The organism is Polaribacter sp. WD7 (genome assembly GCF_003335085.1).
Taxonomy (GTDB): Bacteria; Bacteroidota; Bacteroidia; order Flavobacteriales; family Flavobacteriaceae; genus Polaribacter.
In genome coordinates this window covers 58,733-84,130 of sequence record NZ_QPEJ01000015.1, presented here as the reverse complement: position 1 = coordinate 84,130, position 25,398 = coordinate 58,733, and the positions used below count along the sequence as shown (strand labels likewise).

At 31.1% G+C, this 25,398-nt stretch carries 25 protein-coding genes; 11 read left to right on the top strand and 14 right to left on the bottom strand.

Annotated features, from left to right (window positions below):
* Positions 1 to 99: 99 nt before the first annotated feature.
* The 8 genes from DUT90_RS02965 to DUT90_RS02930 all read right to left on the bottom strand — a co-directional run bounded on the left by DUT90_RS02965 (position 100) and on the right by DUT90_RS02930 (position 9,723).
* The gene (locus DUT90_RS02965) at positions 100 to 738 is read right to left on the bottom strand and encodes a YceI family protein (RefSeq protein ID WP_114425234.1); all 639 of its coding nucleotides are present in this window, start codon (positions 736 to 738) and stop codon (positions 100 to 102) included.
* A gap of 115 nt (positions 739 to 853) precedes the next feature.
* Positions 854 to 1,306 (bottom strand): D-aminoacyl-tRNA deacylase, encoded by a 453-nt coding sequence (dtd, locus tag DUT90_RS02960; RefSeq protein ID WP_114425232.1) that lies wholly within the window; start codon positions 1,304 to 1,306, stop codon positions 854 to 856.
* Between the two features lie 3 nt (positions 1,307 to 1,309).
* Positions 1,310 to 2,272: a ribosome small subunit-dependent GTPase A gene (gene rsgA / locus DUT90_RS02955; RefSeq protein WP_114425231.1), complete on the bottom strand. Its 963-nt coding sequence runs from the start codon at positions 2,270 to 2,272 to the stop codon at positions 1,310 to 1,312.
* 394 nt (positions 2,273 to 2,666) lie between these two features.
* Positions 2,667 to 3,749 carry a bifunctional 3-deoxy-7-phosphoheptulonate synthase/chorismate mutase type II gene (locus DUT90_RS02950; protein WP_114425230.1) on the bottom strand — a complete coding sequence of 361 codons (1,083 nt, stop codon included), beginning with the start codon at positions 3,747 to 3,749 and terminating at the stop codon, positions 2,667 to 2,669.
* A gap of 87 nt (positions 3,750 to 3,836) precedes the next feature.
* Complete coding sequence (locus DUT90_RS02945; RefSeq protein ID WP_114425229.1) at positions 3,837 to 4,688, bottom strand: prephenate dehydrogenase; 852 nt, start codon at positions 4,686 to 4,688, stop codon at positions 3,837 to 3,839.
* Positions 4,685 to 5,839, bottom strand: coding sequence for a pyridoxal phosphate-dependent aminotransferase (locus DUT90_RS02940; protein ID WP_114425228.1), 1,155 nt, complete (start codon positions 5,837 to 5,839; stop codon positions 4,685 to 4,687). The genes DUT90_RS02945 and DUT90_RS02940 overlap by 4 nt, the downstream gene beginning before the upstream one ends.
* Before the next feature lie 40 nt (positions 5,840 to 5,879).
* Positions 5,880 to 6,707 carry a prephenate dehydratase gene (locus DUT90_RS02935; protein ID WP_114425227.1) on the bottom strand — a complete coding sequence of 276 codons (828 nt, stop codon included), beginning with the start codon at positions 6,705 to 6,707 and terminating at the stop codon, positions 5,880 to 5,882.
* Between the two features lie 334 nt (positions 6,708 to 7,041).
* The gene (locus DUT90_RS02930) at positions 7,042 to 9,723 is read right to left on the bottom strand and encodes a DUF5916 domain-containing protein (RefSeq protein WP_114425226.1); all 2,682 of its coding nucleotides are present in this window, start codon (positions 9,721 to 9,723) and stop codon (positions 7,042 to 7,044) included.
* A 230-nt stretch (positions 9,724 to 9,953) separates the two neighbouring features.
* Between DUT90_RS02930 and rplM the strand changes: the two genes are divergently transcribed.
* The 10 genes from rplM (at position 9,954) to DUT90_RS02880 (ending at position 20,237) form a co-directional block, all read left to right on the top strand.
* Complete coding sequence (rplM, locus tag DUT90_RS02925; protein WP_114425225.1) at positions 9,954 to 10,409, top strand: 50S ribosomal protein L13; 456 nt, start codon at positions 9,954 to 9,956, stop codon at positions 10,407 to 10,409.
* Positions 10,409 to 10,795 (top strand): 30S ribosomal protein S9, encoded by a 387-nt coding sequence (gene rpsI, locus DUT90_RS02920; protein ID WP_114425224.1) that lies wholly within the window; start codon positions 10,409 to 10,411, stop codon positions 10,793 to 10,795. Before rplM ends, rpsI begins: the two co-directional genes overlap by 1 nt.
* Before the next feature lie 143 nt (positions 10,796 to 10,938).
* Positions 10,939 to 11,718, top strand: coding sequence for a 30S ribosomal protein S2 (rpsB, locus tag DUT90_RS02915; protein WP_114425223.1), 780 nt, complete (start codon positions 10,939 to 10,941; stop codon positions 11,716 to 11,718).
* Positions 11,719 to 11,766: 48 nt separating this feature from the next.
* Positions 11,767 to 12,732, top strand: coding sequence for a translation elongation factor Ts (gene tsf, locus DUT90_RS02910; RefSeq protein ID WP_114425222.1), 966 nt, complete (start codon positions 11,767 to 11,769; stop codon positions 12,730 to 12,732).
* A gap of 134 nt (positions 12,733 to 12,866) precedes the next feature.
* Positions 12,867 to 13,577, top strand: coding sequence for a UMP kinase (gene pyrH / locus DUT90_RS02905; protein ID WP_114425221.1), 711 nt, complete (start codon positions 12,867 to 12,869; stop codon positions 13,575 to 13,577).
* A gap of 27 nt (positions 13,578 to 13,604) precedes the next feature.
* Complete coding sequence (gene frr, locus DUT90_RS02900) at positions 13,605 to 14,159, top strand: ribosome recycling factor (RefSeq protein WP_114425220.1); 555 nt, start codon at positions 13,605 to 13,607, stop codon at positions 14,157 to 14,159.
* An 84-nt stretch (positions 14,160 to 14,243) separates the two neighbouring features.
* Positions 14,244 to 16,622 carry an RND family transporter gene (locus DUT90_RS02895; RefSeq protein WP_114425219.1) on the top strand — a complete coding sequence of 793 codons (2,379 nt, stop codon included), beginning with the start codon at positions 14,244 to 14,246 and terminating at the stop codon, positions 16,620 to 16,622.
* Between the two features lie 97 nt (positions 16,623 to 16,719).
* Complete coding sequence (gene asnS / locus DUT90_RS02890; protein ID WP_114425218.1) at positions 16,720 to 18,156, top strand: asparagine--tRNA ligase; 1,437 nt, start codon at positions 16,720 to 16,722, stop codon at positions 18,154 to 18,156.
* A gap of 24 nt (positions 18,157 to 18,180) precedes the next feature.
* The gene (rpoN, locus tag DUT90_RS02885) at positions 18,181 to 19,638 is read left to right on the top strand and encodes an RNA polymerase factor sigma-54 (protein ID WP_114425217.1); all 1,458 of its coding nucleotides are present in this window, start codon (positions 18,181 to 18,183) and stop codon (positions 19,636 to 19,638) included.
* Positions 19,638 to 20,237, top strand: a complete 600-nt coding sequence (locus DUT90_RS02880) for a hypothetical protein (protein WP_181858132.1) — start codon at positions 19,638 to 19,640, stop codon at positions 20,235 to 20,237. Before rpoN ends, DUT90_RS02880 begins: the two co-directional genes overlap by 1 nt.
* On the opposite strand, the gene DUT90_RS02875 is transcribed toward DUT90_RS02880, so the two are convergent.
* From DUT90_RS02875 to DUT90_RS02850, 6 genes are all read right to left on the bottom strand, one after another.
* The gene (locus DUT90_RS02875; RefSeq protein WP_258848488.1) at positions 20,232 to 20,963 is read right to left on the bottom strand and encodes a porin family protein; all 732 of its coding nucleotides are present in this window, start codon (positions 20,961 to 20,963) and stop codon (positions 20,232 to 20,234) included. The genes DUT90_RS02880 and DUT90_RS02875 overlap by 6 nt on opposite strands.
* 65 nt (positions 20,964 to 21,028) lie before the next feature.
* Positions 21,029 to 21,499 (bottom strand): biopolymer transporter ExbD, encoded by a 471-nt coding sequence (locus DUT90_RS02870; RefSeq protein ID WP_114425215.1) that lies wholly within the window; start codon positions 21,497 to 21,499, stop codon positions 21,029 to 21,031.
* Positions 21,500 to 21,517: 18 nt separating this feature from the next.
* Positions 21,518 to 22,141, bottom strand: coding sequence for a biopolymer transporter ExbD (locus DUT90_RS02865; RefSeq protein WP_114425214.1), 624 nt, complete (start codon positions 22,139 to 22,141; stop codon positions 21,518 to 21,520).
* Positions 22,142 to 22,145: 4 nt separating this feature from the next.
* On the bottom strand, positions 22,146 to 22,616 hold the full coding sequence (locus DUT90_RS02860) for a hypothetical protein (protein ID WP_114425213.1): 471 nt from the start codon (positions 22,614 to 22,616) through the stop codon (positions 22,146 to 22,148).
* A 6-nt stretch (positions 22,617 to 22,622) separates the two neighbouring features.
* Positions 22,623 to 23,345 (bottom strand): MotA/TolQ/ExbB proton channel family protein, encoded by a 723-nt coding sequence (locus DUT90_RS02855; protein ID WP_114425212.1) that lies wholly within the window; start codon positions 23,343 to 23,345, stop codon positions 22,623 to 22,625.
* A gap of 215 nt (positions 23,346 to 23,560) precedes the next feature.
* A complete protein-coding gene (locus tag DUT90_RS02850; RefSeq protein WP_114425211.1) occupies positions 23,561 to 24,601 on the bottom strand; it encodes an asparaginase in 1,041 nt (346 codons plus the stop codon).
* 89 nt (positions 24,602 to 24,690) lie between these two features.
* Between DUT90_RS02850 and DUT90_RS02845 the strand changes: the two genes are divergently transcribed.
* Positions 24,691 to 25,389 carry a zinc metallopeptidase gene (locus DUT90_RS02845; RefSeq protein WP_114425210.1) on the top strand — a complete coding sequence of 233 codons (699 nt, stop codon included), beginning with the start codon at positions 24,691 to 24,693 and terminating at the stop codon, positions 25,387 to 25,389.
* Positions 25,390 to 25,398 lie beyond the last annotated feature (9 nt).

Genomic DNA, 25,398 nt, shown 5'->3' with positions numbered 1-25,398 from the left:
TGCGAACCATCACAATACCCATCTTTATCAGATGTAAGTCCACATCCACATTTTGGTCTATCTGCTTTCATATTTTTTGTAGGTTTCATTTTCAGGTTATTAAGCTTTTGTTTTTACTACAAATGACAATTCCATATTATCATCTATAAACTTGTCTTTAAGGTTATCAAAAAACGATTTTGATCCATATTTAATGTTAAAGTCTGCTCTATCTACCATAAATTTTTCACTAGTAAAAGTTGTCACACCATTTTCTGTAGAAACAGTTGCAGGTATTGTAATACTTTTTGTTACATCTTTTAAAGTTAAATTTCCTGTAACATGCACTTTACCTTCTTTACTTTCTACATTAGTAATCACAAAAGTAGATGTTGGATAGCTTGCAACATCAAAAAAGTCTGGACTACTCAAATGTCCTACTAACTTTCCATTACCTTCATTATCTGCAGGTATGTCTAAAACCTTAATAGACGTCATGTCTATTACGAATTCGCCACCTTTAATACTACCTTCTTCTATTAATAAATCTCCATCTTTAATTGCTACTGTTCCGTTATGAGCACCTGTTGGTTTAGTACCTTTCCAATACAAAGTTGATGCAGCTACATCTACGTTATTTAAGTCAGAAACCTTTACTTCTACTTTTGCTTCTTCTTTAACTTCTACTTTTTCTTTTTTTTCTTTACAAGCTGTTAAAGCTGAGGCGATAACTACTAACGATAAAACTATTTTCTTCATAATTGTTTGATTTGATTCTTTTTTTTGGATTTATTTTCCATGGCAAATATATGGTTAATTTATTTTCCAAGGAAAATATTTAATCCATTTTTAATAGAAATTTAACAAAGAGACTTTATTGTTTATTCTTAGAGTCTATAATTATAGTTACAGGACCATCATTAAGAAGTGCTATTTTCATGTCTGCGCCAAAAATACCTGTTTGCACTTTTTTTGAGGTTTCACTTTCTAGTTTGGCTACAAACTCTTTGTACAATGGCATAGCAATAGCTGGTTTTGCAGCCTTTATATAACTTGGTCTATTCCCTTTTTTGGTTGATGCGTGTAAGGTAAATTGACTTACAACAATAATATCTCCTAGAACGTCTAAGATAGATTTGTTCATGACACCTAAATCATCGTTAAAAATTCTAAGGTTGATAATTTTCCTTACTAACCAATCAATATCCTCTTGATTGTCATCATTAACAATACCTAGCAGAATCAAGATTCCTTCATGTATTGATGCTATTTTTTTATCATCAACAGTAACACTTGCTTCTAAAACTCTTTGAATTACAATTTTCATAGGTTACTCTTCATCTTCATTCCAAATATCTGTTCTATAATGTTCTGTTTCTTCTTCTCCTTCTATAATTTGCAAATAACTTCTGTATCTAGACCAAGAAATTTCTTCACCTTCTAAAGCTTCTTTAACAGCACAATTGGGTTCTTTTAAATGCAAGCAATTGTTAAATTTACAATATTGTTTTAATTCAAAAAACTCTGGAAAATAATCTCCTAACTCATACTTATTCATATCTACTACACCAAAACCTTTTATCCCTGGGGTATCAATAATTCTTGCATCAAAAGGTAAATCAAACATTTCTGCAAAGGTGGTTGTGTGTTGTCCTTGTTTGTGTTGCTCAGAAATTTCTTTTGTTTTAAGGTCTAAAGAAGGTTCAATAGCGTTTACCAAAGTTGTTTTGCCAACCCCAGAATGTCCTACAAACATTGATGTTTTACCTAACATCATTTCTTTAATTTTATCTATATTTTTATGTTGTGTTGCAGATACTTCTAAACAGGTATAACCAATAGCTTCATAAATGTCTTTAAGATACAATATTTCTGCTCGCTCTTCAATTTCATAGGCATCTATCTTATTAAAAATTAAAACGGTATCTACTCTGTAAGCCCTTGTAGTGACTAAAAATCGATCTATAAAAGCTGTAAATGTTGGTGGATTATTTATGGTAATGAGTAAAAAAACTTGATCTACGTTTGCAGCAATAATATGTGTTTGTTTGGAAAGGTTTACAGACTTACGGACAATAAAATTTTCTCTGTCTTGTATTTTTTTTATGACACCAATTTCTTCATCTCCCTTTTTTTCTAAATCGAAAACTACTTTATCTCCTACAGCAATTGGATTGGTACTTTTAATACCCTTAATTCTAAATTTTCCTTTGATTCTGCATTGGTGTAAAATACCATCCTCTGATTTTACCCAATACCAACTTCCTGTAGATTTATATACGATTCCTGTCATTATTACAAAGATGCAGAATTTTAGGTAAAAACGACAATGTCAGTTGGAGTGATTTTCGATTTTATAAGAAAATTATATCGAGAACTAGTTAAATTTAAAAATCTTCTCGATACAAAATTTTTGAAAAAGAAATTTTACTGGAAGTGATAGTATTGATAGAAAGGTTAGTTTTTAACCAATTAAACATATTAGAAAGCATAGTTTTGACGTAAAAAAAAACCTTCAGGTTTTGAAAATCTGAAGGGTTTTTATAAAATCTAAAAGTAAATTTTAATTACTTGCTTTTTTTGGAAGCAATACGCGTTAAGGATTGAACGGTTTGTTTGAACTCTTTTTTGCCTTTTGCAAAAAAAGTGAGTAGTGAAAGCCTGACCCTTGTGGTAACGCCCAAAAATTATCCGTTAATAATCTTTTCTTGATGATTAATAGATTCTTGGTGAATTGCTTTAAACATTTTTAAAACAAACTCTTCACTTAATCCTTTTTGTTCTCCTTCTAAAATCATGTTTCCTAAGATTTCATTCCAACGTTTAGATTGCAAAACCGCAACGTTTTTTTCTTTTTTTAACGCACCTATTTGATCTGCAACTTTCATTCTCTTTCCTAAAGTTTCTAACAATTGATTGTCTGCAACATTAATTTGAGCACGTAAATTATCTAAAGAACTCTGGTAAGCCACCTCTGTATTTGTTTCCTTCTTTATACGCAAATCTTGCATAATTTGCTTTAACGTATCTGGTGTAACTTGTTGTGCAGCATCAGACCAAGCATTATCTGGGTCAAAATGAGTTTCTATCATTAAACCATCAAAGTTTAAGTCTAAAGCTGTTTGAGATACTTCTTGAATCATTTCTCTATTTCCTGTAATGTGAGAAGGATCACAAATTAATGGTAAATCTGGAAATTTATTTTGAAACTCTATAGCCAATTGCCATTCTGGTATATTTCTGTATTTAGTTTTTTCATAAGTAGAAAACCCTCTATGAATTGCTCCTAAGTTTTTAATACCTGCAGTATACAAACGCTCTATACCTCCTAACCACAATGCTAAATCTGGGTTTACTGGATTTTTTACCAATACAATTTTGTCTGTACCTTGTAAAGCATCTGCAATTTCTTGCATGATAAAAGGAGATACCGTAGAACGTGCACCAATCCAAAGTAAATCTACGTCATTTTCTATAGCCAATTTACAGTGTGCAGCATTGGCAACTTCTGTACAGGTTTTCATACCTGTTTCTTCTTTTACTTTTTTTAACCAACCTAAACCTAAAGCACCTACACCTTCAAAGTTTCCTGGCCTTGTTCTAGGTTTCCAAATACCTGCTCTATAATAGTTTACATCAGAATCTTTTAATTCGTGTGCAATTTTTAAAACCTGCTCTTCGGTTTCTGCACTACAAGGCCCTGCTATTACTAGTGGATGTGGCAAATTCATATCATCCAACCATGTTCTTAATTCTTTTGTATTCTTCATTTTTAATAATTAATTTGTGTTGAGATTCTTTGACAAGCTCAGAATTACAAATGTACTCTTAACTTGATATTCAACGATTTTGGCTTCTTATTTTATGCCGTTTAAAATTTGTTTTATATAATTTGTATTCTCCATTTCGTTAAAAATTTCAGAGAAATTATCTTGTTGCATCAACTCTTTAAAACTTTGTAAATTATTGATGTATTCTTCTAACGTTTCTATAACGTTGTTTTTATTTTGTTTAAAAATTGGGGTCCACATTGCTGGCGAACTTTTTGCCAAACGAACAGTAGACGCAAAACCTGAACCTGCCATATCAAAAATATCACGTTCATTTTTCTCTTTTTCTAGCACTGTTTTTCCTAACATAAATGAACTTATGTGAGAAAGGTGCGAAACATACGCAATATGTTTGTCATGAGAAACTGCATCCATATATCTAATACGCATTCCAATAGCTCTAAAAAGGTCTAAAGCTTTTTCTTGTAATTTAAAAGTTGTCTTTTCTACTTCACAAATAATATTTGTTTTCCCTTTGTATAAGCCAGATATAGCTGCTGTTGGTCCAGAATTTTCTGTTCCTGCAATTGGATGACATGCTAAAAAATTACGTCTTCTTTTATGATGTTCAACCGATTTACAAATGGCTTCTTTTGTTGAACCCGCATCTATAACTAAAGTATTGTCTGATATTTTATCTAAAATAGTAGGCAACAATTTTACAGTAGCATCTACAGGAATTGAAATGACAACCAAATCTGCTTTTTCTAAATCATCTAAGGTTGCTTTTTTGTCAATCAACTTTAATTCTAACGCTTTGTTTAGTGTTTCGTCTTTTCTACTAATTCCATGTACGATAACTTCTGGATTGTGTTTTTTAAAGTCGATTGCAAAACTACCGCCAATTAAACCAATACCAATCATATAGATATTTTTCATAATCTAGCTATTGCCTTTTTAATGGTTTCTGAATCTACACATAAAGAAAAACGTATATAACCTTCACCTTGACTTCCAAAAACAGTACCTGGTGTAATAAAAATATCTTTTTCGTAAAGTACAAAGTCTGTAACTTCTTCAGATTTTTTTCCTTCTGGTATTTTTGCCCAAACAAACATTCCTGAAGCATTTTTATCATACGTTGTATTGAGTTTATCTGCCAACTGCCAAATTAAGGCTCTACGCTCTTTGTATATTTTATTTTGATTTGTATACCAATCTTCAGAAATTTGCAATGCTTCAATTGCTCCTTTTTGGATGCCATAAAACATACCAGAATCCATATTGCTTTTTACTTTTAAAACCTGGTTTATTAAGTTTGAATTCCCTAACAACATTCCAACTCTCCATCCTGCCATTGCAAAAGTTTTACTTAAAGAATTTAACTCTAAAGCAGTTTCTTTTGCGCCTTCTACTTGTAAAATACTGGTAGGATTATCGTTTAATATAAAGCTGTACGGATTATCATTTACAATTAAAATATTGTGTTTTTTACCAAAAGCAACCAACTCTTTATAGGTTTCTAACGTTCCGTTTGCTCCTGTTGGCATATGCGGATAGTTTACCCACATAATTTTTACGTCGGTTAAATCGTCAGAAAATAGTTTGTTTTCTATTTCATCTAAATTAGGTTGCCAATTGTTGGCCTGATCTAAATTATAAAATAAAGGTTCTGATCCTACTAATTTGGTAACTGAAGTATATGTTGGGTAACCAGGGTTTGGGATTAATACTTTATCGCCTTTATTTAAAAAAGCCATAGAAATGTGCATTATCCCTTCTTTACTTCCCATTAGTGGTAATACTTCATCATCTGGATTCGTGTGAACAGCAAACTTATTGTTATAAAAACTAGAAATAGCGTTTCTTAACTCTGGTAAACCTTGGTAAGATTGGTATTTGTGTGCTGTAGCATCTTGTAAACTGTTGGCTATTGCCGATAAGACTTCGGCCGAAGGCAGTAAGTCTGGAGAACCAATACCCATATTAATTATTGGTTTTCCTGCAGCTACAAGGTTTCTTACTTCTCTTAATTTTTTAGAAAAATAGTATTCTTGTACGGTGTCTAATCTTTTAGCAGGTTGTATCATTTGCTTTATTTTTTGGTTCGGAAACAGGTTCAACTCTAGGCTATTGCCTGCCGTTTTTATAGGTTCCTAAAATTTTAAATTCTTCTGCCATTATTTGAATAATAGACTCTGCTTTTTTATAATTTGAATAATCGTCAAAAGTAACATCTACAAAAAATGAATATTTCCAAGGCATTTCTATAACGGGTAATGATTGAATTTTGGTTAAATTCATTTTACAATCGCTCAATACATTTAAAATAGCTGCTAAACTACCTCGTTTATGATTTAATTGAAATTTTAAAGAAGCTTTGTTAATAGTATCTATTCCGTTATTGGGCTCTTTGGTTTGTACCATTACAAATCTTGTTGAATTCTCCTTTATGGTTTGTATCTCATCTTCTAAAATTGCCAAGTCAAAAATTTCTGCGGCAATTTTTGGTGCTATTGCTGCAATTCCTTTTAAGTTTTCTTTTGAAATTCTCTTGGCTACCTCAGCTGTATCTACATCTTCTACCAATTTAATCTCAGGATATTGTTTAAAAAACTCTTTGCATTGCAACAATGCCATGGGATGAGACCAAACTTCATGAATATCATGAATTTGTTGTCCTTTTAATGCCATTAAATGATGATGAATATTTAAATATTCTTCATCTATAATGTGCAAATTATTTTTATCTATTAATGCATAATTTGGGATGATAGACCCTGCAATCGTATTTTCTAAAGCCATGACTCCTAAATCTGCAGATTTATCTAACAAACTATCTACCAAAGCATCAAAAGACATGCATTCTTTTAGTTGAATGTTATCTCCGTAAAAGTCACGAGCAACTTTATGATGATTTGAGCCTTCTGCTCCTTGTATAGCGATTACTTTATTCATTAATTTGATATCAAAAAAAAAGCCTCGAAGTTAATTCGAGACTTTATATATTTTATGTTTTGATTAACAATATGATACAAAGTCTCTTCTTTTACTAAAAAAGTAAAAGTAAAAATAGAAACGTGTAAAATTGTTAGTTAACATCTTAATGCTCTTGTTTTGAGCGACAAATCTAAAGATTATATTCAGATATACAAACTATATTTTATTTTTTATTAAAGATTTGACAAAATGATAAATATTGTTAAATATTTACCAAAAGATTCAGTAATTTATTGAAATTTAAACCTTTTTTATTGAAAAATCGAAAAGATAAGCAGTTCATTTGTTTCAATCATCTAGCAAAACGATAGGTAAATTTTACCAAAAAAGTATCGTTTGCTGGTTCTCTGAATACTTGGTCTGAGACGCTATTTAACAAATCAGTATCGGTGTCTGTATTTCCTACAGAACCTCTAGCCCAAACTAAAAATAATTCAGAACCTGGAATATATTCCCACCTTGCCACTAAATTAGTTTGCAGTTGTACAAACGAAAAATCAGGGTTTCTAAAGGCATAATCAGCATCACCATCTCGGTTTTCATCTACCAAATATCCTCCGTTAGGTAAATTGAAATCTTGCACACCATCATTGTTAGCATCTATAGCAATTGCATCATCTGTCAGCAAAATTTGGGTTTCATCATACACAGCTATCCTATCATTAATACTATTTCCTAAAGGATTTAAAACGTAATTTAGATTGGAAAATTTTCCTTTAGAAATAAAAGGTTGCCCATAAAATTGAAGTGAAATATCTGGTGTAAAACTATAATTTAGGCGTAACGTAGTGGTTAATGTCTGATTTTGAATTCTACCTAAAATATAACGTGCATCGTTATTAAAAGCGGTTTCTGTTACGTATTGGGTTCTGTCAAATAAATTTGCATATTCAACATTAAAAGACATACTAAAGGCATCTGTAGGCTGATAGTTGGTTCTGACTACAAAACGATCTCTACCAACAACGCTTTCTTGAGAATGTCTATTAGAATATCCTAAAGTAAAGCTAAATAATTTACTTCTGTCAGAGCCAAAGAAAAGATATGCGAAAGCCGTATTAGGTCGTTTCCACCTTGGACCTCCTCTTAAAAAAAAGTTATCAAAAAAATTAGTATTTATCCCATAACCCCCTTCTGTCCACCAATTGTTTATCCAACTAATTTCACCTTTTCCTTCTAAACCTATTCTATTTAGGTTACCTCCAAAATCATATATTGAAAATTGTTCGAAACCAATGTTTATATTTCTATATGTTTCCGTAGGAACTTGCCATAAGTAATTTAAGTTTCCAAACTGAATAATCTCATCTGTTTGTCTTAAAAATCCGACATCATTTAATTCCAATTCAGGAGATCTCCAAATTGCACCTCCACTATAACGCCAGTTTCCTCCACCATTTTTACCCAACTCGAGTCTACCCCCTGTTCCTGTTAATGAGGTTTTTGTTTCATCTAAAGAAAGATAATCTGCATCTACTCTTTGAAAATTATGACGTAACGTTTTTTGTGTTGCTGTAATAGCTTCTTCACTTCCTAAAACTTTACTAAAAACTACATTACCATCTAAGTAGTACTCTCTATTTTTCCAATTGTGCTGAAAATCTACACCACCTGTGTAGGCTGCCTTATGAAGCTCATTAAAATCGCCATTCAAAAAACGATTGGTAGCTGTAAAAATTCCGCCAATAAAAGAATTTCGCTTATTAAAATCTTTTTGCGCTCTTGCCACAAAGAAGTTGGTTAAAGGCTCTACAATTTGCTCTCTTTCAGTTCCGTCTGTTTGTCTTATGGTAGCGTATTCATTAGCCGTTACACTTTCTAAAACGCCAATAGACCAACCATTTTTAGTTTTACCAGAAAATTTAGCAGCACCTAATATTGTTGAATTTTGAGGTACGTCTGCAAACTCACCATCTTGCAAACTAGCGCTTCTGTGTGGATTTCTACCAATTCTTCTACTATAAAATACATTGTCTTGACCGTTAGCAAATTCAAAATCAAAAATATTGAAGTTTTCAACAAAAAAAGGACGTTGTTCTCTAAAAAATATTTGAAACCCATCTAAAGCAATAGCGCCAGGGTCTGCTTCTACTTGTCCAAAATCTGGATTAATGGTTAAATCTAAAGTCAAATCGTTTGTAATTCCAATTTTGGCATCTAAACCTGCATTTAAAGTCAAATCACTACCATCTCTAAAAGGGTTTCCTGGTTCTGCTGGATATTTGTCATATTGTAAAACCGTAAAAGGTTGAATTTCTAATTGTTTTTGAGATACCAAATTTTTTAACCCATGTAACTCTCCTGATTCACTAATAAAACCTGCTTGATTGTTCGGAATTCTTTGCCATAAAGAACGTTCTTGTAATCTAAAAATGGTTCTGTTAATATTAAAACCCCAAATTTGCTCTTTAGCTTTCCCAAAACGCAATTGACTAAAAGGAATTTTCATTTCTATAGTGTATCCTTTATCATCTACAGCAGCATTTGTATACCAAATAGGATTCCAACTGGCATCCCAATTGTTCCCATTCTGACTTACAATCTCTTCTCCCTTTACTCCTGCAGCTGTTGTAGTAAATACAAAAGCAGTTCTTTTGTCATGATAGCTGTCTATAATAACATTTACCCGATCTCCTTGAAAACCATCTCTTCTGCTTAATCTTTGTTGAATCAACTCTGGCTCGTCATCAAAAGCTCTTATAGCAACATACAAGAATTTCTTATCATACATTACTTTAAATTTTGTTTGATATGCGGGTGGCGTTCCTTCATCTGGGTTTTTTTCTGTAAAGTCTGAAGACCACTCTACGGCATCCCAAGCACCTTCGTTAATTTTACCATCTATTACAGGTGTTTTAATTAGTCTCTTTGTGGTATATATTCTTTTTGGAACTTTTACAGCTTGTTCAGTCTGAGTGAAAACGTTTGATGAAAAACAAATAAATAGAACAACAAAAACTGCGGTAAATTTCATGAATAGATTGTTATTTAAAAGACAGCAATCACATAAAATTACCATCAATTTTCATAGGGCAAAAGTAAAGCGCTATTCTCTTAAGTTTTTGTTAATTCTAATTCTAGACTTTTAACTAAGTAATAAATCTAACGCACTATTTGTCAATCCAATAAAAAGCGGTACATTTGCACTCCTTTTTTAAGGAAAAATTAAATTATTAATATAGCACAAAGACTAAAAGTGTAATTATGAACACATTAAGTTACAAAACAGTATCAGCAAACGCAGCTACCGTAAATAAGGAGTGGGTTTTAGTTGATGCAGACGGGCAAACGTTGGGTCGTCTAGCTTCTAAAGTAGCTAAGCTAATTAGAGGTAAATACAAACCAAACTATACTCCTCACGTAGATTGTGGAGATAACGTGGTTATTATCAACGCAGAAAAAATTAACCTAACTGGTAAAAAATGGACAGACAAGTCTTACATCCGTCACACAGGATATCCAGGAGGACAAAGATCGTTAACTGCGACAGAAATGTTTGAGAAAGATCCTACAAGATTAATCGAAAAAGCAGTAAAAGGAATGTTACCAAAAAACAAATTAGGTAGCGCTTTATACAGAAACTTGTATGTTTATGCAGGTTCAGAGCACAAACAAGCAGGTCAAGAACCTAAAGCAATTAACCTTAACGATTATAAATAATGGAAATAGTTCACAAAATCGGTAGAAGAAAAACTGCAGTTGCACGTATTTATCTTTCTGAAGGTACAGGTAACATTACAGTTAATAAAAAAGATTATAAAAGTTACTTTACAACAGGAACTTTACAATATAAAGTACAACAACCATTAATGTTAACAGAAAACTTAACGTCTTATGACATTAAAGTAAATGTATACGGTGGTGGTGTAACAGGACAAGCAGAAGCAATTCGTTTGGCAATTACAAGAGCCTTAGTTTCTATAAACGAAGAGCACAGAACTGTATTAAAGCCAGAAGGATTGTTAACACGTGATCCTAGAATGGTTGAACGTAAAAAATTCGGTCAGAAGAAAGCACGTAAGAAATTCCAGTTCTCTAAACGTTAATGGTTATGCTGAACTTGTATCAGCAACTATTTACTGTAAGAGACTGTTATCAAATATTAATAACAGTTTAGTATCTAAATGGTTAAGACTCTTAAGACTACTTAACCATTGGTTTCAAAACAGAAAGTAAACACATTTAAAAAATGGCAAACGTAAACATTCAAGAATTATTAGACAGTGGTGTACACTTTGGACACTTAACTAGAAAATGGGATCCTAACATGGCTCCTTATATCTATACAGAACGTAATGGTGTACACATCATCGATTTGTATAAAACTGCAGCTAAAATAGAAGAAACTTCAGAAGCTTTAAAAAAGATTGCTAACTCTGGACGTAAAATTTTATTTGTAGCTACAAAAAAACAAGCTAAAGATATTGTTGCAGAAAAAGCAAAAGCAGTAAACATGCCTTACATTACAGAAAGATGGCCAGGGGGTATGTTAACTAACTTTGTTACTATCAGAAAAGCTGTTAAAAAAATGGCTTCTATTGATAGAATGAAAACTGATGGATCTTTTGATGCTTTATCTAAAAGAGAAAAATTACAAATTAACCGTCAGCGTGAAAAATTAGAAAAGAATTTAGGTTCTATTTCTGATATGACACGTTTACCAGGTGCTTTGTTTGTTATCGATATCAAAAAAGAACACATTGCTGTAGCTGAAGCTCAAAAATTAAACATTCCAATTTTTGCAATGGTAGATACAAACTCTGACCCAAGACAAGTAGATTTTGTAATTCCTGCAAATGATGATGCTTCTAAATCTATAGACAAAGTTTTAGGTTTTGTTACAGATGCAATTGCAGAAGGTTTATCAGACAGAAAAGCTGATAAAGAAAAAGCAAAAGACGTAAAAGAAGCTCCTAAAAAAGAAGAAGCTAAAGCTGAAGTTGCTGAAACTACAGAAGAAAAAAAGTAATTTTAATAAATAATTAGAAACAATTGTTTTCTTACAAAAATTAAAAAAATGGCAAAAATTAGTGCTGCTGACGTAAAAAAATTAAGAGAAGCAACCGGAGCTGGTATGATGGACTGTAAAAAGGCATTAGTAGAAGCAGAAGGTGATTTTGATACAGCAATTGATGTTTTACGTAAAAAAGGTCAGAAAATTGCTGCAAAAAGAGCTGATAGAGAATCTACAGAAGGTGTTGCAGTAACAAGAATTAATGATGATAAAACTCAAGGAGTTGCTATTGTATTGGCTTGTGAAACTGACTTTGTTGGTAAAAACGAAAAATTTGTTGCATTAGGAGGTCAATTTGCAGACATTGCTTTAAACTACGCTACTAAAGAAGAATTTTTAGCTGCTGATTTTGGAGGAATGAGTGTTGCTGATAAATTAGTTGAACAAACTGGTGTAATTGGTGAAAAATTAGAAATTACAGCTTTTGAAAAAATAGAGGCTGCCTATGTTGGTGCGTATACTCACATTGGTAAAATTGCTGCTTTAGTAGGTTTATCTGCTGTTGTAGACAATGCAGAAACGCTAGCAAAAGATGTTGCTATGCAAGTTGCTTCTATGGGAGCTACAACTTTATCTTACAAAGATTTTGATCCTGCATATGTTGCTGCAGAAACTGAAGCTAGAATTGCAGTGATAGAAAAAGATAACATTGAATTAGGAAGATTAGGTAAAACATTAAAAAATGTACCTCAATATATTTCTATGTCTCAAATTACTGATGAGGTTTTAGCTAAAGCTGAAGAAGCTGCTAAAGCAGAATTAGCTGCTGAAGGAAAACCAGAAAAAATCTGGGATAGAATTTTACCAGGTAAAATGGAAAGATTTGTTTCTGACAACACTACATTAGACAAAGAACAATGTTTACTAGATCAAACTTTTATTAAAGATGAAAAGAAAAATGTAGCTGACTATGTTAAGACATATGGTGATGTTGAAGTTTCTTCTTTTAAAAGAGTAACATTAGGATAATTTTATACTGAACTTGTTTCAGTGTTTCTTAAACTGATATATATAACCTCGCAAATTTGCGAGGTTTTTTTATTTCCTAGAAAAAGAAAAACTCCAAAAAAAATAGTAGTTTTGCACAACTTTTAAATAGAACTATGCAATACAAAAGAGTGCTGCTAAAATTAAGTGGTGAAGCTTTAATGGGTGATAGACAATATGGGATAGATCCTAAACGTCTTTCTGAATACGCTAAAGAAATAAAACAAGTTGTACATAAAGGTATAGAAGTTGCCATTGTTATTGGTGGTGGAAATATCTTTAGAGGTGTTGCCGGAGCTGCTAATGGTATGGATCGTGTTCAAGGAGATCATATGGGTATGTTAGCAACCTGTATTAATGGTTTGGCTTTACAAAGTGCTCTAGAAGATGAAAATGTTCACACACGTTTGCAAACTGCTTTAGAAATTAAAGAAGTAGCAGAACCTTATATTAAAAGAAAAGCAATTAGACATTTAGAAAAAGGACGTGTTGTGATCTTTGGAGCCGGTACCGGAAATCCTTATTTTACAACAGATACTGCTGCAGTTTTAAGAGCTATTGAAATTCATGCTGATGCAATTTTAAAAGGAACTCGTGTAGACGGAATATACAACGCCGATCCTGAAAAAGATAAAGATGCTATTAAGTTTGAGAACATAACCTTTAAACAGGTAATAGAAAAAGGACTAAAAGTTATGGATATGACTGCCTTTACATTAAGTGAAGAAAATAAACTACCAATTATTGTATTTGATATGAACACAAAAGGGAATTTAATGAAGTTACTTTCTGGAGAAAAAATTGGTACTGTTGTTGATACTCAATAATTAGAATCTTTTTAAAATAAACTAAAGATGAACGAAGAAATTGAATTTATTCTAGACACTGCTAAAGAAGCTATGGATAAAGCCATTGCTCACTTAGAAAAAGAACTAAAAACCATTAGAGCAGGTAAAGCTACATCTGCAATGTTAAGCACAGTAATGGTAGATTACTATGGTTCTCAAACTCCATTATCTCAAGTGGCTAATGTAAATACACCAGATGCAAGAACGCTAAGCATACAGCCTTGGGAAAAAAATATGTTGCAAGAGATTGAAAAAGCAATTCAAATAGCAAATCTTGGTTTTAATCCAATGAATAACGGTGATGTGATTATGATTAACGTTCCACCACTGACTGAAGAACGCAGAAAAAACTTAGCTAAACAAGCAAAAGCTGAAGCTGAAGATGCAAAAGTTGGTATTAGAAGCGCTCGTAAAGAAGCAAATAACGATCTAAAAAAAGCTGATATTTCTGAGGATTTACTAAAAAATTCTGAAGCTGATGTACAAGAATTAACCAATAAATATATTAAACTAATAGACGATAAGTTAGCTACTAAAGAAAAAGAAATTTTAACCATCTAATAATTTACAAAAGAGAGTGTTTACAACACTCTCTTTTGTTATATACTTCTCTTATTTTAAATTTCTAAGGAATAAACTTTACAAATGAACTTCTGGACAAAAGTAGCAAGCATCATCTTAAGAAACCGATATTTAGTTTTATTAGGAATTGCCATTATAACTGGTTTACTAGCTACACAAATGAAGTATATGAAATTTTCATATACTGAAGCCAACTTACTACCAGAAGATCACATTGCAAATCAGCAATACAATAAATTTCTAGATATTTTTGGTGAAGAAGGTAATCTTGTTATTCTTGGTGTAAAAGATTCCACCATTTTTACACCAAAAAAGTTTAATGCTTGGAATAACTTAGTTAAAAAATTTGATGATTTAGAAGAAATAGATTTTACAATTTCTATTGCTGATATTCAAAAATTAAAAGCAGACAGAAAAAGTAGAAAATTTGTTTTAGAACCACTCTATGAAGAAGCACCAAAAACAGCTCAAGAAGTTTTAAACATCAAAAAACAACTTTTTGAGAAACTCCCTTTTTATGACAATCTTCTTTACAATAAAGAAACTGGAACACTACAAACCGCCATTTATATTAAAAAGGATATTATAAATACGCCAAAAAGAAGAGATTTCATTTTTAATACTTTAATTCCTGAAATAGAAACTTTCGAAAAAGAAAATAAAATTGACATTCGTATTTCTGGTATGCCTTATATCAGAACATTAAATGCACAAAACATTCAAGACGAAATTTTATTGTTTGTAGTTGGTGCGCTAGCCATAACTGCACTAATATTCTTTTTCTTTTTTAGATCCTATAGAGCAACATTTATAACGCTTTTAGTAGTTATGATTGGAGTTACTTGGGCTTTTGGTTTTATTGGTTTATTTCGTTATGAAATTACAGTACTATCAGCTTTAATTCCGCCTCTAATTATAGTAATTGGTGTACCAAATGCAGTATTTCTCATCAATAAATATCAACAGGAAATTAAAAAACATGGTAATCAAGCAAAGTCTTTACAACGTGTAATTTCTAAAATTGGTAATGCAACTTTAATGACCAATATTACAACTGCATCTGGTTTTGCAACCTTTGTTTTTGTAAAAAGCAACCTTTTAAGAGAATTCGGAATTTTAGCTTCTGTAAACATCATTAGTATCTTTATTTTGGCTTTATTGATTATTCCCATCATCTACAGTTTTATGCCGTTGCCAAAGAAAAAACATTTAAATCATTTAGAAAGAAGATGGATTGAAAATGTGGTAGATTGGATGGAAAGAATGGTAAAAAATCATAGAATATCTATCTATTTTGCCACCGTTATTGTAATTATAGCAGGAATAATTGGAGTCTATAAAATTAGAGTATCTGGAAGTTTAATAGAAGATATGCCTAAAAGTCTTCAATTTTATAAAGACATTAAATTTTTTGAAAATGAGTTTGGAGGTATTATGCCTTTAGAAATTTTAGTGGATACTAAAAAGGAAAAAGGAGTAATGAAACTAGCTACCTTAAAAAAGATGGAAGAGCTAAATGAAACCATTGAAACCTTTCCGGAGCTGTCAAAACCTATTTCTGTAACCAATTTAGTTAAATACTCTAAACAAGCCTATTATAAGGGTAATCCTAAATACTATCAACTACCTACAAGTCAAGAACAAAGTTATATTTTTGCATACACTAAAAACTCTAGTAATGATGCTAATATGCTCAAAAGTTTTGTAGATTCTACTGGACGATATGCTAGGATAACCACCTACATGAAAGATATTGGTACAGATAAAATGGACGTTATTCAAGAGCGTTTAAAAACTGTAATTGCTAAAGAATTTCCATCAAAAAACTATGAAGTTTCTTTAACTGGTAAAGCACTAGTATTTATAAAAGGAACCAATTATTTAATTAAAAATTTAGTTTTTTCATTATCATTAGCCATCATTTTAATTGCACTTTTTATGGCTTGGATGTTTAGATCTTTAAGAATGATTTTTATATCTCTTATACCAAACATACTACCACTTCTAATAACAGCAGGTTTAATGGGCTTTTTTGATATTCCTATAAAACCATCAACAATTTTAGTATTTAGTATTGCCTTTGGTATTTCTGTAGATGATACTATTCATTTTCTTGCCAAATATAGACAAGAATTAATAGCAAATAAGTGGCGTGTTAAACCTTCTGTTTATGCTGCTCTTAAAGAAACAGGTGTAAGTATGTTTTATACTTCTATTGTTTTATTCTTCGGGTTTTTAACCTTTACACTCTCTAGTTTTGGAGGTACTATAGCATTAGGTGGTTTGGTTTCCATTACACTTTTATTAGCTATGGTATCTAACTTATTGTTATTGCCTTCTTTATTGCTTTCTTTTGAAAAGAAAATCGCCAATAAAAAGGTTTTTAAAGAACCTTCAATGAGAATAATACCTCCAGAAGAAGAAGTTAAAACAAAAAGTTAAAATTTTATCTTTTTATTGACATTTTCTACATTGCTAGTCTTACTACAAAAAAGTATCTTTACTTCTTAAATGTAATTTTTACATAAATATTATATTAATGATGAAGACAAACGTTGTAGAAATTTTAGATAATAATACCTTATTGTTACAAAAAATTGAATTAAAAGGATGGGTAAGAACTTTTAGAAGCAATCGTTTTATTGCTTTAAATGATGGTTCTACTATTAAAAATATTCAATGTGTTATCGATTTTGAAAACACACCAGAAGACACTTTAAAAAGAATTAATACCGGAGCTGCTATTGCTATAAAAGGAACACTAACTGAAAGTCAGGGAAAAGGGCAATCTGTAGAAATTCAAGTTTCTGAAATTGAAATTTTAGGCGATTCTAATCCAGATGAGTACCCTATCCAACCCAAAAAACATAGTTTCGAATTTTTACGCGAAAATGCACACCTTCGTACGAGAACAAACACCTTTAGTGCTGTGATGAGAGTTCGTTCTAAATTATCTTTTGCTGTTCATCAATATTTTCAAGAAAGAAACTTCAACTACGTAAATACACCAATAATTACAGGCTCTGATGCTGAAGGCGCTGGAGAAATGTTTAGAGTTACCAACTTTAAAGATAATGAAGCACCTGTAACCGAAGATGGAAAAATAGATTACACTAAAGATTTCTTTGGTAAAGAAACAAACTTAACCGTATCAGGACAATTAGAAGCAGAAACCTTTGCCATGTCTTTAGGTAAAGCTTATACCTTTGGCCCCACATTTAGAGCAGAAAATTCTAATACCACCCGCCATTTAGCAGAATTCTGGATGATAGAACCAGAGGTTGCTTTTATGGATCTAGATGGCAATATGGATTTGGCTGAAGATTTCATTAAAAACGTAATAAACTCTATTTTAATTAGTTGTAAAGATGATTTAGACTTCTTACAGCAACGTTTAACGCAAGAAGAAAAAAGCAAACCACAAGCTCAAAGGAGTGAAATGACCTTATTAGAAAAACTAAAATTTGTGGTAGACAACAACTTTAAACGCGTTTCTTACACAGAAGCTATAGATATTTTACGCAATTCTAAACCCAATAAAAAGAAGAAATTTCAATTTCCAATAAATGAATGGGGTGCAGATTTACAATCTGAACACGAGCGTTTTTTAGTAGAAAAACATTTTAAATGTCCTGTTATTTTGTTTGATTATCCAGCAAACATAAAAGCATTTTACATGCGTCTTAATGATGATGGAAAAACAGTTAGAGCTATGGATGTTCTGTTTCCTGGTATCGGAGAAATTGTTGGAGGATCTCAAAGAGAAGAACGTTATGATGTTTTAGTAGAAAAAATGAAGGCTTTAGACATACCTGAAGAAGAATTATGGTGGTATTTAGATTTGAGAAAATTTGGAACAGCTGTTCACTCTGGTTTTGGTTTGGGGTTTGAAAGATTGGTACAATTTGTTACAGGAATGAGTAATATAAGAGACGTAATTCCTTTTCCAAGAACTCCTCAAAATGCCGAATTTTAATCCATTTTTTGTATCTTTAAGTCTATGTTAAAGCAAAGTTTACAATACAAATTATTACAAAAATTATCTCCTCAACAAATTCAGTTGATGAAGCTGATTCAATTGCCTACACAAGCTTTTGAGGAACGTTTAAAACAAGAAATTGAAGAAAATCCTGCCTTAGATACTGGTAAAGAGGAAATAGATAGTTTTGAGGATGATTTTGCTGATGAATATGACGATACTGGCAACGAAAAAATTGAAGCAGAAGATATTAACATAGACGAGTATTTGAGCGATGATGAGATTCCGTCCTACAAAACTCAGGCGAACAACTATTCTTCTGATGACGATGAAAAGAATATGCCTTATGCAGCAGGAACCAGTTTTCATCAATCTTTAAAAAATCAATTAAATACGTATTCCTTTGATGATGAAGGAAAAGCCATTGCAGAATTTTTAGTAGGTAGTATAGACGACAGTGGTTACATTAGAAGAGATATTTTAGATTTGGTAGATGATTTGGCTTTTACAGCAAACATTTTTACCACAGAAGAAAGAGTCTTAGAAATTCTGACAAAAGTTATACATTCTTTAGATCCTATAGGTGTTGGGGCTAGAGATTTAAAAGAATGCTTAATCATACAATTAAAAACAAAAGAAACCAACAAAATAAGAAGTTTAGCTATAAGTATTTTAGAAAGCGCCTTTGATCATTTTGTAAAAAAACATTATACCAGATTACTCGAAAAATTTAATATTTCTGAAGATGAGCTTAAAGAAGTAAATAAAGAAATTTCTAAACTAAACCCTAAACCAGGTAGCTCTTACGCGGGTAACAATAAAATTGCAGAACAAATTGTACCCGATTTTTCCATTAAAATTATTGATGGAGAGTTGGATTTAACGTTGAATTCTAGAAATGCTCCTGAATTACATATTTCTAGAGAGTATAACAACATGCTAAAAGGCTATCAAGAATCTAAAACCAAAAGTAAATCACAAAAAGATGCGGTCTTCTTTATCAAACAAAAATTAGACGCAGCAAAATGGTTTATAGATGCTATAAAACAACGTCAACAAACATTGTTAGTGACTATGAATACTATTATGCACTATCAATACGACTACTTTTTAACTGGTGATGAACGCAAGTTAAAGCCCATGATTTTAAAAGATATTGCAGATCAAATTAACATGGATGTTTCTACCGTTTCTAGAGTTGCAAACAGCAAATACGTTTCTACTCCATATGGTACAAAATTAATCAAAGAATTCTTCTCTGAATCTATGAAAAATGATCAAGGAGAAGATGTATCTACCAAAGAAATAAAAAAAATCCTTGAAAATGTAATTGCAGATGAAAACAAGAAAAAACCTTTAACAGATGAAAAACTTGCTGGTATTTTAAAAGAAAAAGGATACCCTATTGCAAGAAGAACAGTTGCCAAATATAGAGAGCAATTAGATTTACCTGTAGCTCGTTTAAGAAAAGAAATTTAGTGAAGTTTCACAAATTCATATCTATTATTCTACATCCTATAGTAATACCTACTGTAGGTGTTTTTATTTATTTTCTATTTGTTAGAAAAATGTTTAGTAGCCAACAACGTTTAGCTATTATAGGACTCACTTTTGTAACTACCTATATTATACCACTACTAATTCTTATACTTTTTAAAAAATTAAAAGTAATTACTTCTTATCATGCAGAAAGTATTAAAGAACGGAAGATTCCTATAACTATGATGATAATTCTATTCTATCTTTTAGGTAATACGCTATTTTCTACTCCAAATTTTAGAGATTTCGGATTGTTATTTTATGCAACAAGTCTTGGATTAACAATCATATATATTCTTTTTTTCTTTAGACTGAAAGTAAGCATTCATTTGCTTTCATTAGGAGTTTCTTTGGGTTTTTTTTTAATGATAGACTCCTTATATAGTATTTCTTTTTTACCAGTAATCGTTATATTAATTTTATTGTCTGGTATTGTTGCTAGTGCTAGATTACATTTAAAAGCTCATACTAGTAAAGAAGTATATTTGGGTTTCTTTTTAGGTTTAATTAGCCCTATAATTATCTATTTTTTTTTATAAGAGAAAGAAGATCAAACCAAATTTTAAAATTCTAGTATTTATAGGTTCATTATTAATAAAAGCATTATTTAATATAGGAGATACTCCGTAAAATACATTAATATTAAATTCGTCATAACCTGCAGAAAAGGTTAAACCATACTGAATTTTGTTATAATTTGGTATATTTTTAAGTAAAAATGAAGTGTCATTAGCATCTAAATACTTAAAGGTATTGCTTAAATTATAAAGTAATTTTACACCTGTATATATACGCCAAAAATTATATTTTTGGGCAGTAGATGTCCTCCATCTAATTTGAAAAGGAATTTCTATATTATGCAATTGCAGCACATTATTAGTAATTGTATTATCTGCACTAAAAACAATAGCGTTGTTTACTTCTGCTATTTTTAGTTTATGATTAAAAGAATCTAAACCATAACCAACCCCCAATGCTAAAGAAAAATTACCTCGATTATTTAAAATAATATCTTTTATAAAACCTGTTGATAATGAAAAAGAAAAATCACTCTTAGAGATTTGAGAAGGTTGATTGTAAAACTGGGCATAAGAAACCGATGCATAAATTTGGTCCTCTGCATATCTATCTCCCAATTTAAGAGAGTCTCTTTGAGAATAACAAATTGTAGTAATACAACAAAATAAAATATATAAACCTACTCTTAACATTTTTAAATAACGTTTGTTAAATGTACAATATTTCATTTTTAAATTCTTTGCCATAGTTATATGAAATAAAAAAAGGATAATTCTTTCGAATTATCCCTTTATATATATCATTTGTAGTATTAATTATCTCCAGAAGAATTAGATGCTGAGTAACTTAACTTAAGTGCATTAACATCTCTTAATTTCAATCTTATATCAATAATAGTTCCTACATTAGCTTCTCTATCTGCTTTAATTGAAGTTGTCATAAAAGGCACTTCTGCTTCAGAAACTTTAGATCTAGCGTTAATAATAAAAGCAGGTACTTGATCTGCCGTTGCTATTTTGTCGTTTAATTGAATTCTATTAAAACTTTGTCCATGTTTTTCTGGTGTTTTTGATTTACCAACATAGATAGTGCTTACCAAACTTTTATGCTCCAATTTTTTTACTTCTGTAGCTGCTGGTAATCTAGGGTTTTCAATTCTTAAATCTGTTTCTCTCATGGTTGTAGTAACCATAAAGAAAAATAACAACATAAAAACAATATCAGGTAATGCAGCTGTATTTACTGCTGGCATTCCTTTTTTCTTTTTTCTAAATTTAGACATATTGTTATATTTTAAAAACTAGTTAGATGTAGGTTCTGCGTCAGAAATAATTTGAGGATAACTTTTTTTGATATCTTCAACTCTTCTTTTTAAACCTTCATTATCTCTATTTTCTTTGTAAGCTTCTTCCAATTCTGCAAAAGGAACTTTATATCTCTCCATACTAAGTCTATTACGCAACTCTGAATAAGCTCTAAGTAATTCATTTTGAACTCTTAAGTAAGTACCGTATTCTGTTAACCTATCTGACTGTACAGATATAATAGCTTTGTTAGGGTGATCTGAAGATTTATCACTTCTTTCTCCTTTACAATAATTACAAGGACCAGTAGCAACACCTTCTTCAACTTTACCTATACCGCCTCCATTATCAATAAATTTTAGTGCAGCATCTTTAAGGTCTTTAATTTCCATTCTTTCACCTTCTACCAACAATTCATTATTTCTGTTGATATTTACTTCGAAAATATTCTTCTCTTTAATAATTGGCGGAACATAATCTGGTGGTGGTTTTTCTGATAGTTTCTTAGAAACACCAGAATCTACATTCATAGTAGTTGTTACCAGAAAGAAAATTAGAAGCAAGAAAGCAATATCTGCCATCGAACCTGCATTAATTTCTGGAGTATCTCTTCTTGCCATTTTTTTATGATTTTATTAAACCTTTTCCTAAATCGTACAAAAAGAATACCAAACCTATTGCTCCTAATATTAAACTAAAAACAATACCTGCACCAACCAATTTGTTGATACTAGATCCAGCTTCTCCTCCTTCTAAAACTTTACCTGCATTATCTAAAACTGCGTTTGAGTCTGCTGAGAAGTATGCGATGATAAATAACACACCAAAAACTCCTAAACCTAATAAAGTTTTCTTTAAGTTCTCTGGGTTTTTAAACAACCCAAGTAAAGATAAAATTACTGTAATAATTACAGCCGCAAAGAAAAGCATTTGAGAAAAATATACTAAAGGACTTACTAAACTATTTTGTAACTCCACACTATCAGTAATTTCTTGCTCTCCTGCCATTAGAACTCTTACTAATAAGATAGCTCCAATTACGGCAATAACGGTAACAACAATTTTAATAATATTTGCTAATTTATTGCTCTCCATGCTATCTTATTTTTTGTATTTAACTAATAAATCTATTAAAGAAATAGAAGCGTCTTCCATATTATTTACAATACTATCTACTTTAGATACTATGTAATTATAGAAAATTTGTAATATAATTGCCACAACTAAACCAAATACTGTTGTTAATAAGGCTACTTTAATTCCATCTGCCACTACGGCTGGAGAAATATCATTTGCTACAGCAATTGCATCAAAAGCTCCAATCATACCAATTACAGTACCCATAAACCCTAACATTGGTGCTAATGCAATAAATAAAGATAACCAAGAGATGTTTTTCTCTAAAAGCCCCATTTGAACTCCACCATAAGAAACTACTGCTTTTTCTGCAGCATCAACTCCTTCATCAACTCTATCTAATCCTTGGTAAAAAATAGATGCTACTGGTCCTTTTGAGTTTCTACAAACTTCTTTTGCAGCCTCTATACCACCAGAACTCAATGCATCATCTACTTTAGCTACTAATTTTTTAGTGTTAGTACTAGCCATATTTAAATAAATGATTCTTTCGATTGCAATAGCTAATCCTAAAATTAGTGCTACCAATACAATCCCCATAAATACAGGACCACCTTCTATAAAACGTAGTTTTAATTCTTGGTGAAAAGTTCTTGATTCTTCAGCTGCTTCTTGTGCAAAGGTTGATTGAATAGCTCCAAAAAACATAAATCCTGTTACAGTTAGGATATTTACTACTTTTTTCATCGTTGTTATAATTATTTTAATAGTTAACGGGTTAAAGATATAAATTTTCAACTCAAAAAAAGAATCTGTTATTTACTTTAACTATTAAAGTAAAGAAAAAAACTTAATTTCTCTTTTGAGAGTGGCAAGTAACAAAAAAATATTGAGCCTTTAAAAAAAAATGTGATGTATTTGGGTGCAGAAATTCTTTTTGTATTAAATTACTGATACAGAAGTTATTCAACTTCTGTGATTTCTCCTCTCATAGATTTTTCGAACAAAAATTTAAAATCTAATACAGTAAGGTTCTTATTTAAAAGGTGCATTAACTTAGCAATAGCAGCTTCTGTAGTGATATCTTTTCCGTTAATAACTCCTATTTTATTGAGTGCTACACTGGTTTCATAATGACCTTGAATAACGCTACCTCCTGCACATTGTGTAACGTTTACAATCTTAATTCCTTTGTCAATTGCATCTTCTAGCAATTTTATAAAAGATTTTGATGTTGGGGCATTACCAGAACCATATGTTTCTAAAACTACTCCTTTTAGGTTTGGTATTTCTAAAATACTTTGTACTACTTCTTTTCTAATACCTGGAAAAAGCTTAAGAATTACAATGTCGTTCGCTAATTGTTTTCTAACTATTAATTCATCATGCTTATTTTTAGGTTGATGAATTAAATGTTTGTTAAAATTTAAATGTACTCCACTTTCTGCTAATGGAGGGTAATTCATAGATGTAAATGCTTCAAATTGTTCTGCACTAATTTTTGTAGTTCTGTTTGCTCTATATAATTTGTATTCAAAATACAAACAAACTTCTGCTAGTACGGGTTTTCCATCTTCTTGTGAAGCTGCTATTTGAATTGATGTTATTAAGTTCTCTTTAGCATCTGTTCTTAAATCCCCTATTGGCAATTGAGACCCTGTAAAGATGATTGGTTTTTTTAAATTCTTTAACATAAAACTAACCGCAGATGACACGTAAGACATAGTATCTGAACCTGTTAAAATAACAAAACCATCAAATTTAGTATAGTTTTTTTCTATAAGCTCAACAATATCAACATAATACTTTATATTCATGTTAGAAGAATCTATAGGCTCTTTAAAAGAAATACTTTTTATATGACAATTAAGTTGCTGTAATTCTGGTATATTATCTACAATCTGACTAAAATCAAAGGCTTTTAAAGCATTTGTCTTATAATCTTTAACCATTCCTATAGTTCCTCCAGTATAGATAAGTAGAATGTTTGGCGGGTTTGTCATTTTTTATGAATCGAAAATTGATTTGGAATACTTTATGTTGTAAATTTATCAAACAAAAATGAAATACAATTTTTAAAACATAATAAATTATGATAGGATTTTATGTACTAATTGGTATTATCTCTTTAGTGAGTATGTTAGTTAGCAATAGATTAAAAAGTAAGTTTAAAAAATATTCTGAAATTTCTCTTAGAAACGGAATGAGTGGTGCTGAAATTGCCGAAAAAATGTTGGCAGATAATGGTATTTATGATGTAAAAGTAATTTCTACTCCTGGAAGATTAACAGACCATTACAATCCTAAAGATAAAACTGTTAACTTAAGTGAAGCTGTATACAATCAACGAAATGCTGCTGCCGCTGCTGTTGCAGCTCATGAGGTAGGACATGCTGTACAACATGCAACTGCTTACGATTGGTTAACTATGCGTTCTAAATTGGTTCCTGTAGTTAGTATTTCTTCTCGATTTTCACAATGGCTGGTTATTGGTGGTTTGGTTATGGGAGCAGCTTCTGGTGGAGCAGGAATTGGATTTTACATTGCTGTTGCTGGTTTGATAATGATGTCTTTAGCTACATTATTTAGTTTTGTAACCTTACCTGTAGAATATGACGCTAGTAATAGAGCACTTGCTTGGTTAAAAAACAAAAACATGGTTACTCAACAAGAATTTGAAGGCTCTAAAGATGCCCTTAAATGGGCTGCTAGAACGTATTTAGTTGCAGCTATAGGGTCTTTAGCTATGTTGTTGTATTGGGGGCTTCAAGTTTTGGGTAGTAGAGATTAGGTAAAACTT